The sequence below is a fragment of the Pseudomonas sp. R9.37 genome (assembly GCF_963878885.1).
Classification (GTDB): domain Bacteria; phylum Pseudomonadota; class Gammaproteobacteria; order Pseudomonadales; family Pseudomonadaceae; genus Aquipseudomonas.
On sequence record NZ_CAWNZA010000008.1, the window covers coordinates 90372 to 101442 of the forward strand.

Consider the following 11071-nt stretch of genomic DNA (forward strand, 5'->3'; position numbering starts at 1 on the left):
TGGATGAACGGCTGGAAAAATCAGAAAGGGACGGCGTAGAGAACGAAAAAATCGGTGTCAATTCGAGGCTAAAGGCTACCTTAACTGGCGAAAATGCTTATTGACGGGCACTGCCCCTGCGCGTCCTTGAGCTGCGCTTCAAACGCTATCAACTCCGCCTGCATCTGCTGCAACCCGGCAATTTTCCCGGCCAGTTCGCGCTTCTTGCTGGCGATGGCCTGGTCTGCACGCTCCCAAGGCAAGGCATCGCCCTCGTGCCCGTGCAGAATTCCCTGCAACTCCTTGAGCTTGAACCCCAACTGCTGGGCGCACTTGATCAACGCCAGCAGCTCGACACTTTGCGCCGAATAGACCCGGTAACGCCCTTCCCGCTGCGGCGCAGGCAACAGGCCTATCGCCTCATAGTGACGAATCGCCTTGATGGTCGTGCCCGACAGTTGCGCGGCTTTGCCGATGTACATGAAAACTCCCTTTTCCCATTAGTCCGCCAGCCTGAGTCAGCCACTTTGCCCGCTGCGCTGGCGTAGAGGCCAACACCGGCCCGAACATCAACGTCTTGGTCGGCTTGATGCCGCAAAACGCCAGTGTGGTGCTGCGTAACTGATGAATGCCGGGCATGCGGTAGAACCAGCGGTAATACCACGGCGGCGTGTCCAGGGTCACCAACACGTGCGCGGTTCGGCCGAGCAGCAGCTTGTCAGGAAATGACTTGCCTTCGCGGTATTTAAAGGCAAAGCCGGGTAGGAAAATACGGTCGATGAACCCTTTCAATAACGCCGGGATGCCCCCCCACCAGATCGGGAAAACGAATGCCAGATGGGTGGCCCAGAGGAGGTCGGACTGGGCGCTGAGCAAGTCAGGTTCCAATGGTTGGATCTGTGTGTAGCCGTGGTGAAGCACGGGGTCGAAAGAGAGGTCGCCCAAGGGTAGGACGCGTACCTGGTGGCCGGCGACTTTTGCACTGTGGATGTAGGCATCGGCCAAGGCTGAGCACAAGCTCGTGCCGCAAGGGTGGCCGAGGATGACCAGGATGCGCTGGGGCATGGGATGAGGTCCTGAAAAGGGGGCCTTCAGGGTAGGGTGTGCCGTATAGGGGAGAGTCAAGCGCCGGACCATGCCGCGCCTCAAGGCCGCTCAGTTAAGCGAACGCAATACGCCACGCAGCGAAGATCAACTGCGGGAGCGGGCTTGTCCGCGAAGACGTCAGCCCAGCAAACATTGATGTTGACTGAACCACCGCTTTCGCGGGCAAGCCCGCTCCCACAGGGATTTACGCTTGACTGAACAGCATGGGCTCGTCTGATAAATGCCTACGCAACATCAAGCCGTGTGCTTGCTCCCCGTCTCCATGTCCGTGCTGCCCCAAGGCCGCCAATCGTCGGTGTGCCGTTCACTGCCATGCGGCCCGCTGGAGCTGGTGCCGCCTGCGAGGAATTTTTCCCACAGGTTTTTGCTGTCCGGGTCGCTGTCTTTGTGCAGGTAGGGCGCCAGTCGCGCGAGCGAGCTGCCTTTTTTGTCTGCGGTTTCCTGGAAGTGTTTCCACTCATCCGACTGATACTCGAACATCGACTTGTCGTCCGGCGTGTCGCGGCCGCCGTACATATAGGTGGCATAGCGCGCGTATTCGAGCTTGTCGCCCCAGTCGTCCTTGGTCACGCCGGCGTCGGCGAGGTCTTTGAAGAACTTGCCTTGGGAATCGGTGAGTTTTTGCATTTTGGCATGCTCGACCGCCTCGGCAATCAGGGTGCCTGCGACCCCGAAGATCACACCCGCCACTGCGAAAATCGGACCCGCCACGCGCGCGCCGATGGCGAGCCCGCGTATGACCGTCGCGGCAACATCACCGGCCAGTTTGCCTGCCAGGTGAGCACCTTTGGGGGCGAACATCGCGATGGTATTGGCGATCGCCATGCCGGTACCGGACGCACCCCCGCCCAGCGTGAAGGCCGCGTCAGTTTTTTCCAGTGCGGTCTTGGCGTTTTTCAGTTTGCGCGCGCCGGAAACGATGTCCATCACGCCGCCGGTCAAGTCCAGGCCGGAGCCGCCCATAAACCGCAGGAACGAACGCCCCGAGGCGATCGCAATTTCGGATTTGGACGCTGGCGTACCTTTGCCGGGAAGGTCCTTGACGCCCATGTGCTCGCCGAGGGTTTTGGCGGCGCTGTCGTACTCCTTCACTTCATCGGCCGACAGGTTGCCCACGTCGAGTTTCTTGAGGGTGTCGGAAGCTTCCTTGACGCGGGTGCTGATGGATGCGGCCAGCGCGTCAGATTTTTCTGTGGTTTTCTTGCCCCAGATGTCCGGGAGGTTCTCATCGATCAGGCCGAGCCATTCAGTGGCTTTGATTTTTGCCGGGCCTTTACCGTCTTTGTCCACGTCAGGTTCATAGGGTTTAGTGCCACCCAGGGTTTCCACAATGTTCGAACCGAACTTGAGGAAGTCGTTGGTGAAGCTCAAGCCGGCGACCAGGTCTTTCGCGGCGGCGATCTTCTGGTCGTCGGTCATGTTGCCGCCGCCATTGGCGAGCTGCAGCGCGCCGCTGACCAGGTTCATGGTGCCCGCCATGGCACTGAGCCCGCCGGTGGAGCTGGCGGTGTGCAGCACTGTCTTCAAGGAACCGGCGGCCGCTTCGCGATTGGCGCCCAGGCCCTTCAATTGGGTGTCGACCACCTTGTCGATGGCTTTCGGGTCGCCGCTGGCAGCCGCGAGACGAATGGCCGCTGCGATCTGTTTGTTCTCCGCCGGTGTCAGCCCTTTGATATGGCCGTCGAGGATGTCGATCTCATCCTTCATCTTTTTGTACATGTCGTAGGCTTTGTCGCCCTTGTCCAGGCCACCCAAGGCGGCGTTGATACCGCCCTTGATCATCGTGAACGAGGCCTTCAGCCCACTTTCGGTATTTTCCGGCGAGACCTTGTCGGGGTTTTCCATGTACGTGTTGAGCTGGTGCGTCATCATGTTCTGGTCGAACGTCTGTTTGCGCGCGGTGTAGCTGTCCGGTTCAAGAATGCGCAGCGACTCGAAATAGCGGTCGACGTCCAACTCGGCCATTTCCGATTTCTTCGGATCACCCGAGTCATTCATCGCGATCACATATTCTTCGAAGTTCAAGTTGGCATCACGGGTGCCGTCTTTGAAGAGGGCCGGGAATACTTGTTCGCGAACTTCATTCAACCGATCTTCCGATAAACTACCGACACTTTTCTTTAGTTCTGCGTCGTAGCGGTCCTTAATCCCTTCCTTGCCCATCAACGTGGAAATTTCTTTGGCAAGTTTGTCCTCGTCGACCATCTCTTTGACGTCTTTGCCGTTCAACTGGGTCGGGGTCTTATCCGTCTCACGGTATGTGCCGCTGCCCAGGTTGATGCTCTCCGCGTAGCCGTACAGGTCGTAGCCGTTGTCCAGCGCGGCCTGGGCGTCCATCAGCTTGACGATCTTGGCTTCATCCGAGTCTTCGGCCAGCTTGCCGCTCTTGATGTCATCGCGAATGCCCTGCACAAAGTTCTCGGCCGTCTGGCCGCCCACGGTCTTGTCGTTGGGCAACTCCATGTCCATCAGCCCTTCGGCACCGAAGGTCGGGATGTTGTATTTGTCGCGCAGGGCCTGCACGTCTTCGGGCTCATCGGGCGGCGCGGCCTTGTCGGTGTGCGTCGCGTCTTTGACGTGCATGAGGTCGCCTTTGAGGCTCGAATAGCCGTACTTGCCGAAATCCTGCAAGCGCCCGGCCTCGGTGCCGTGGCGGGCTTCCTTGTCTTTGGTGAAACCGTCGATGCTGTCGTTGTCTTTATTCCTGGCGTCGATGCCAGTGAGCAAATTGCCGTTTTCATCGATGCTCACCACATGTTCCAGCACCTGGGTGGCGCGGTACGCGGCGTCGGCGTCGTTCTCGAAATCGCCCACTTGCTTCTTGAGGTTGTCCTTCACGTCGCTCTGGTTGCCGAGGTTTTTCAGCAGCGGTGTGGCGTCGATAATTTCCTTGGCCGAGCGCGTGTCACCGTCGGGGCGCTTCTGCTGGTCACCCAAGTCCGACTTCACCACCTCGCCGCGCAGGCTGGAATAGCCATACTTGCCGAAATCCTGCAGCCGGCCCGCCTCAGTGCCATGCCGCGCCTCGCCATCCTTGGTGAAGCCGTCGATGCTGCTGTTGCCCACATCCTTGCCATCGGTCAGCTTGCCGTTTTCGTCGATGTATTCGACATGCTCCAGCACTTTCGAGGCGCGATAGGCTGCGTCCGCGTCTTTCTCAAAATCACCGACCTGCTTTTTAAGGTTGTCTTTCACGCCACTTTGATTACCGAGTTGGGCGAGCAGCGGGGTGTCATCAATAATTTGCTGGGCTGAGCGGGTATCACCTTCGGGGCGTTTCTGCCCTTTACCCAACTCGTCTTTGGGTGCAGACGCTTTTTCGACGGATTTTTCCCAGGCAGCGACGGAGCTTTTTTGAGTGACCGCTGCGTCCTTTGGGGTCGTTTCTACCTTCGCTACCATGGTACTTCTCCTGATCTAATTATTACGCCTGCCCCTTTTAAAACGCGCAGGGCCGCACAACTTCCTAGGTAACTTACCCGAGGTGGTTTATTGAATAACGAGAGGGCGGCCTTAGTTGGTTGGCCGCTGGGCGTTGCTGCTGTGAAAGATGACGTGACGGAACTTAACACGGACTTTTAGCCAATTCGCAAAGCCTTCACAACAATTCACAACGGCGAGGTTATTTCGGAACATTTATGGCGTAGGGCGCGTATAGGCAAAATAGCCTGACGTTCAACGCGGGCTTATCGTAGAGCGCGTCGAGCTGGGTGGTGGTACACCGCTCCCGTCGAAGAACCGTTCATCAGATTTCAATGACGGCAGAGACATTCTTAAGCAGAGGGTGCTTTTTGACAGGTGCGACGAACCAGAAAAAATCTCACGCGTGAGCTATTGAGCATCGCCAACATTGTCTGTAGATTTTCTCACGCGTGAGTTTTTCACAACGAGGTCAGCACCATGAAAAGCAGCTCTCCATCGAGCCCGCCAGCAGGGCCCGATCCTGATTCAGCAAGCCGCAAGGGAGAGCGCTTGAAGTCGCCCGCGAAAAAACCATCGAGCTTTTACATGAAGCAGATGCGCACGGGCCTGGCGGCCGCCGGTTATGTGAAACACGAGACTTGGGTGCTTCCCGAAAACCGAAGCCTGCTCAAGCAAATGGAGAAACAGCTTCGCCAACCGATTCTGGCTGGCTCATTCATGTCGGAGAATTTCATGAGCGCAGGTACTAACTGGAATATCGATCGCCTCTTCACAGCGCTTCAGGCTCTGGATGAAGTGGTTTCCAACGACATTACCCTTTCTCTCGTTCAGGGCGCCGAGTCCAGCATCAAGCTGGAAATGAACGACTTCGGGGGCTTGCCGATTTACATCGCGGTGGTCGGCGAACAGATCATCGTGGACACCGTGCTGGTCGACGTCGAGTCCATCAATGACGTAACGGCGTTCAATGACGCGGTGCTGCGCAGCCGGGAAATGTTCCCGCTTTCTTCGATCGGCATCGAGTCCATGCCTAACGGCCAAGTTGTTTACAACATGTTCGGTGCGTTGAGCTCCGACTCCAGCCTGACCAACATCGTGACTGAGGTGAAAACCCTGGTCGACAACGTGCAGCGCGCCAGCGAAGCCTTCGAACGTTTCTTCAATTAAGTATTCGGGAGTATCCAATGACTCAGTCCATCTGGAGCAAATTGTTCACCGCGCTGCGTGGCGGTGCCAGCGAAGTCGGCGAATCGATCGTCGACCAACAAGCCCTGCGCATCCTCGACCAGGAAATTCGCGACGCCGACACGGCGCTGGCCAACGCCAAGCGTGAGCTGGTGAGCATCATGGCCAAGCACAAACTGGCGGCTGATCGCGTCGGAGAGTACGACGCCAAGATCAAGGACCTGGAGTCCAAGGCCATGGCCGCTATCCAGGCCAATCGTGAAGACCTGGCCATGGAAGTGGCCGAAGCCATTTCGACCCTGACCAACGAACGTGACGTCGAGCAAAAGCAGGCCACCGAGTTCGGCGGCTATGCCGACGGCATGCGCAAGGACATCACCAAAGCCGAAAGTCGGATCAAAAGCCTGCGCCAGCAAGTGGACATGGCCAAGGCGCGCGAAAGCGTACAGAAGGCCCAGGTCAGTGCGTCCATCGCCAGTGGTGGCGCCAACGGCAAGCTGGAAACCGCCGTCGGTACGCTGAATCGCTTGCAGGCCAAACAGCAGCAACGTGCCGCTGAGCTGCAAGCCCAGGATGAACTGGCTGAGGCATCCACGGGCACCGACCTGGAGCGCAAGCTGCGCGACGCCGGCATCACGCCGGACACAGGCAGCGCCAATGCGATTCTGGAACGCCTGAAGCAAAAGTCGGCCGAGTAAGCCGCGCCGAAGCAAGAAGGGCAGGCTCTGCCCTTCTTTTTTTACATCGAGGTCAGGATGGATGCCCTGAAGGGTTTCAAGACAATCGCAGGCCTTGCCCTGTTGATGGTTGCGCTGCAACTGGTCAATGTGGCGACCGGTTACAGCCTCATGGCATTCGGCCTGATCCCGAGAACGGTGCAGGGGCTGCTCGGCATCCTCACCTCACCGTTTTTGCACGCGTCGTTTGCTCATCTGAGCGCAAACCTGATCGCCTTTTTGGTCCTGGGCACCTTGGTCATTGTCGATGGAGTCCATCGGTTCATTGCCGTCAGTGCGATCATTATTCTGCTGGGCGGTTCGCTGGTCTGGCTGTTCGGTTTCAGCGGCGTACACATCGGTGCCAGCGGCTGGGTATTCGGGCTCTGGGCCTACCTGCTGTCTCGCGCCTGGTTTCATAGAAGCTGGAGCAACCTGATAACGGCCGGTGTTGTAGCGGTGCTGTATGGTGGCCTGGTCGTGGGTTTCCTGCCTCGGCAGGGGATCTCGTTCGAGGGGCACTTCTTTGGCGCGTTCGCCGGGTTTATTGCAGCCAAGGTACTTCTATCCTCGCCGCGCAGCAGGTTTAATGCCGGGTGAACGCGCTTGAGCCTCCACACGCCGAGGCGATCTTGTCATTCGCAATCAAATACCCAGGGAGTCAGGGGCCAAATGTCGATGTTTCTTTTGTTGCGCCTGCGCGCCGCCTCCCTCTTTCCCCGCTTCTGCATCGCCTCCGCTCGCCTCAAGGAAATCTCCAATGGGATGGTTTAAACAATTGATGGGGCTTGAGGCCCCGAAAGCGAATACAGCGCCGCAATGGACAGCCGGCAACACCCAGCCGGCCACCGGGCCACTAGGCCTGGCACCCGGCAAAGGCGTGATGTTCGACGCGAGCCTGAAATTGTTGCTCGATGAAAAAACCACGGTGGTGATCCCCGGCTCCCAGGAAATCTGGGCCAACGGCACCGTAGACCTCGGCCAGTCGACCTGGCTGTCGCGCTATTACATGAACGACGAAGATTACTGGCTGCAGGTGCACACCACCGGCGAGATCGCCGGGCAGGTCGAGTCGGTGATCCTGTTCAACTACCTCAGTGTCGTCACCATCAGCAGTGAAGCGGAACTGCGTCGACTGGCGGGGCCACAGAGCCTGATCGGGCTGCCGACCTACACCCACAACGGCGTCGAATACGCCCGTGTGTGGGGCAGCGAAGCTGGCCAGACAGAGCTGGTGGCGATGACCGAACAGGTTGTAAACCCCGAGGACGCCTACAACGTCGAGCACCGTTCGATGCTGTACGCCCGCGACACGGGTCTGACTGATCGTCGCGAGTTTCTGCTGTTTTCCGTCGAAGAAGACGCAGAGGGCACCGTCAGCCTGAGTACGTCGCTGGGCATTTCGCTGTACACAACTGACCTGACTACGCTTTAAAAAAGGAAACCCCCATGCTGGAAGCGCTCTCTATCTCTCTGAACAAAGCCGCTGTGTTTGGCTTTGTTACCTACATCCTCGGTGCGGCCGTGCTGTTCGCACTGTTCCAGTTCATCTACACCCGCATCACGCCGCACAAGGAGTTCGAACTGATCCGCGCGGGCAACGTGTCGGCTGCGGTCGCGCTGGGCGGTGCCATCATCGGCTTCGCCATTCCGGCCAGCAACGTGATTGCCTACTCGATCAGCCTCCTCGACTTCGTCGTCTGGGCGGTGATCGCCGCCGTCGTCCAATTGTTGGCGTTTCTGCTGACCAGCCTGGTGCTCAAAGGCACGTCCGAGCGCATCAAGAATGGCGAACTCGCCGCCGGTATCTACGTGGCCGCCGTGTCCATCAGCGTCGGCATGTTGAATGCCGCGTGCATGACGCCTACCCAGAACTGATCGCGCACGGAGCCCCCGATGAAACGAAGCAAGTACGTCCAGTTGTCGCTGGCAGCGTCGGTCGCGATGGCGATATCCGGCTGCGGGCCGACCGAAAAAACCTACGATTTGCAAAAGAAGTACAACTTCCAGTCGGTTCAGCAATGCGCCGATGAAAAACTGCCGGTGGACGTGTGCTCGGACGCCTACATGACGGCCATGGCCGAGCATCGGCGCATTGCCCCGGTGTACGACAGCCAAGCCGATTGCGATGCCGACTTTGTCGCCAACTGGTGTCAGCAGGATTCCAACGGCAAGTTCATCCCCAAACTGGGCGGTTTCGAACTGACCGCCGCCGGCCAGGTGACGCAATCCCAGGTCGATGCGGCCAACGCTCAAGCCGGCGGCGCCCAAGCGAACAGTGGCGGCTCAGGCTTCTCCACCAGCAGCCTGCTCACCGGCCTGCTGATCGGCAACATGCTCAGCAACAATCGCAACAGCTACCGCTCCGAGCCGATCTACCGCTACCGCGATGATCGCGGCGATTACGGCTCTTCGACGCTCAACCAGCGGGTCTCGAATGGGGCGACGTTTGGCCGGTCCAACCAGGCCAGGTACGGCAGCAGCAACTACACGAACACGCTGCGCTCCTCCAGCAAGCCGGTGTCCGTGGCGTCCTCGACCTCCCGTGGTGGCTTTGGCAGCAAAGCCAGCGCCCGCAGCGGCTGGGGCGGCGGCGGGTCGAGCAGTTAAGGAAAACGGGCCATGAAAAAGATCCACTGCGCAGAGCGTCATGACTGGAAACAGACCGCCGACAGCCTCGGCTTCCTGTTCCACACCATCGACGACGAACCCTACTGGGACGAAAGCGCCTACTACCGGTTCACGCTCAAGCAAATCGAGCGCGACCTCGAAGACCCGACCACCGAGATCCATGACATGTGCATGGACCTCGTGGCCCGCGTGGTGCAGAGCGAAGAGTTGCTTGAGCGGCTGAGCATTCCCGCGCCGTTCTTCGAGATGATCCGAACCTCATGGCTCGAAGGCCACCCGCACCTGTACGGGCGCATGGACTTCTCCTACAACGGCACCGGGCCCGCCAAGCTGCTGGAACTCAACTACGACACACCGACCAGCCTTTATGAGGCGGCGGCGTTTCAATGGGGCTGGCTGGAACAATGTATCGAACGCGGCCTGCTGCCCAAGCATGCCGACCAGTTCAACAGCATCGACACCAAACTGCACCAGGCCTTCGCCCAATTGCAGGTCAACCAGCCGTTCTACTTCGCCTCGATGAAAGACTCGGTCGAAGACAAAGGCACCACCGACTACCTGCGCCTGGTCGCGGAAAAAGTCGGCATCGAATCACGCCACATCGACATCGAAGACATCGGCCTGACCAGTGATGGCCGTTTCGTCGACCTCGAAGATCGCTGGATCCCGCACCTGTTCAAACTGCACGCCTGGGAATTCATCTTCCACGAGCCCTTCGGCGCCGCGATTGCCGAGTGCGATACCCAGTTCTTCGAGCCCGCCTGGAAAGCCATCCTCTCCAACAAAGGCATCCTGCCGCTGCTGTGGGAATTCAACAAAGGCCACCCCAACCTGCTCGCGTCCCACCTGGATACCGACCCCGGCAAAGCCGTGCCAAAGGGCTGGGTGCGCAAACCGTTCTTCTCCCGCGAGGGCGCCAACATCGAACTGCAAACCGCCGACGGCCTGATCGTAAAAGAAGACGGCCCCTACACCGACGCGCCGTTCATCCTCCAGGAATTCGCGCCGCTGCCGCGCTTTGGCGACAGCTACACGCTGATCGGGTCGTGGGTGATTGGCGATCAAGCCGCGGGGATTGGCGTGCGAGAAGACAATAGCTTGATCACCAAAGACTCAAGCCGGTTCTTGCCGCACCTGATCCTCGACTGAGTAAGGGCAAACAGCGCCTCCGTGGTGAGCGGGTCTGCACCAATACTCAAGGCAGCGAAGATCAAATGTGGGAGCGGGCTTGCCCGCGAAGACGGTGTATCAGTCACCGAATATATCGACTGATTCACCGCCATCGCGGGCAAGCCCGCTCCCACAGGTTTTTGGGGAAATCCCGTCAACCTCAGCCCTGACGCGCCGTCACCGCCGCATACCCATTCATCAAATTCCGGTAGTTAGGAATCCGCTGGGACAACAAATTCCCCAACCCTTCCATGTCATTGCGCCAGTCGCCCTGCAACTCACACGCCACCGAAAACCAATTCATCAACTGCGCACCGGCTTGCGTCATCCGGCTCCACGCCGCCTGCTGCACCGTGGTATTGAACGTGCCCGACGCATCCGTCACCACAAACACCTCAAACCCCTCCGCCAGCGCCGACAACGTCGGGAACGCCACACACACATCCGTCACCACACCCGCAATGATGATCTGCTTGCGCCCAGTCGCCTTGACCGCCTTAACGAAATCCTCGTTATCCCACGCATTAATCTGACCCGGGCGAGCGATATACGGCGCCTCCGGAAACATTTCCTTCAGCTCCGGCACCAACGGGCCGTTAGGGCCTTGCTCGAAACTGGTGGTGAGGATCGTCGGCAGGTTGAAGAACTTGGCCAAATCCGCCAGGGCCAGCACGTTGTTCTTGAACTCGTTGGGGGAGAAGTCCTGCACCAGCGAGATCAGGCCGGTTTGGTGGTCGACCAGCAGAACTACGGCGTCGTCTTTGTTCAAGCGGCTGAGGGTTGGAGTGCTCATGGTTGAAATCCTTTTTTTAGTTGGGTTGGTTTGGCGTTGCGTTCAACATGGGCACAGATTAATGGGT

Annotated in this window: 11 protein-coding genes; 7 read left to right on the forward strand and 4 right to left on the reverse strand. The window is 58.8% G+C overall.

The window, feature by feature from the left end:
- Window positions 1-80: 80 nt before the first annotated feature.
- The 3 genes from AACU78_RS05980 to AACU78_RS05990 all read right to left on the reverse strand — a co-directional run bounded on the left by AACU78_RS05980 (window position 81) and on the right by AACU78_RS05990 (window position 4488).
- The gene (locus tag AACU78_RS05980) at window positions 81-461 is read right to left on the reverse strand and encodes a MerR family transcriptional regulator (RefSeq protein ID WP_106580258.1); all 381 of its coding nucleotides are present in this window, start codon (window positions 459-461) and stop codon (window positions 81-83) included.
- Window positions 400-1044 carry an NAD(P)H-dependent oxidoreductase gene (locus AACU78_RS05985; protein ID WP_106580259.1) on the reverse strand — a complete coding sequence of 215 codons (645 nt, stop codon included), beginning with the start codon at window positions 1042-1044 and terminating at the stop codon, window positions 400-402. Before AACU78_RS05985 ends, AACU78_RS05980 begins: the two co-directional genes overlap by 62 nt.
- A 276-nt stretch (window positions 1045-1320) precedes the next feature.
- Window positions 1321-4488, reverse strand: coding sequence for a hypothetical protein (locus AACU78_RS05990; RefSeq protein ID WP_106580260.1), 3168 nt, complete (start codon window positions 4486-4488; stop codon window positions 1321-1323).
- Between the two features lie 606 nt (window positions 4489-5094).
- On the opposite strand from AACU78_RS05990, the gene AACU78_RS05995 reads away from it, so the two are divergent.
- From AACU78_RS05995 to AACU78_RS06025, 7 genes are all read left to right on the forward strand, one after another.
- Window positions 5095-5676 (forward strand): YjfI family protein, encoded by a 582-nt coding sequence (locus tag AACU78_RS05995; RefSeq protein ID WP_106580261.1) that lies wholly within the window; start codon window positions 5095-5097, stop codon window positions 5674-5676.
- A gap of 17 nt (window positions 5677-5693) precedes the next feature.
- Window positions 5694-6392, forward strand: coding sequence for a PspA/IM30 family protein (locus tag AACU78_RS06000; protein ID WP_106580262.1), 699 nt, complete (start codon window positions 5694-5696; stop codon window positions 6390-6392).
- Between the two features lie 57 nt (window positions 6393-6449).
- The gene (locus AACU78_RS06005) at window positions 6450-7010 is read left to right on the forward strand and encodes a rhomboid family intramembrane serine protease (RefSeq protein ID WP_106580263.1); all 561 of its coding nucleotides are present in this window, start codon (window positions 6450-6452) and stop codon (window positions 7008-7010) included.
- Window positions 7011-7170: 160 nt separating this feature from the next.
- Window positions 7171-7845: a DUF2491 family protein gene (locus AACU78_RS06010; protein ID WP_106580264.1), complete on the forward strand. Its 675-nt coding sequence runs from the start codon at window positions 7171-7173 to the stop codon at window positions 7843-7845.
- A gap of 14 nt (window positions 7846-7859) precedes the next feature.
- The gene (locus tag AACU78_RS06015; RefSeq protein ID WP_106580265.1) at window positions 7860-8288 is read left to right on the forward strand and encodes a DUF350 domain-containing protein; all 429 of its coding nucleotides are present in this window, start codon (window positions 7860-7862) and stop codon (window positions 8286-8288) included.
- Between the two features lie 18 nt (window positions 8289-8306).
- Window positions 8307-9020 carry a DUF1190 domain-containing protein gene (locus AACU78_RS06020; RefSeq protein ID WP_106580266.1) on the forward strand — a complete coding sequence of 238 codons (714 nt, stop codon included), beginning with the start codon at window positions 8307-8309 and terminating at the stop codon, window positions 9018-9020.
- A gap of 12 nt (window positions 9021-9032) precedes the next feature.
- Complete coding sequence (locus AACU78_RS06025) at window positions 9033-10190, forward strand: glutathionylspermidine synthase family protein (RefSeq protein ID WP_106580267.1); 1158 nt, start codon at window positions 9033-9035, stop codon at window positions 10188-10190.
- 181 nt (window positions 10191-10371) lie between these two features.
- On the opposite strand, the gene ycaC is transcribed toward AACU78_RS06025, so the two are convergent.
- A complete protein-coding gene (gene ycaC, locus AACU78_RS06030; protein WP_064454308.1) occupies window positions 10372-11004 on the reverse strand; it encodes an isochorismate family cysteine hydrolase YcaC in 633 nt (210 codons plus the stop codon).
- Window positions 11005-11071 lie beyond the last annotated feature (67 nt).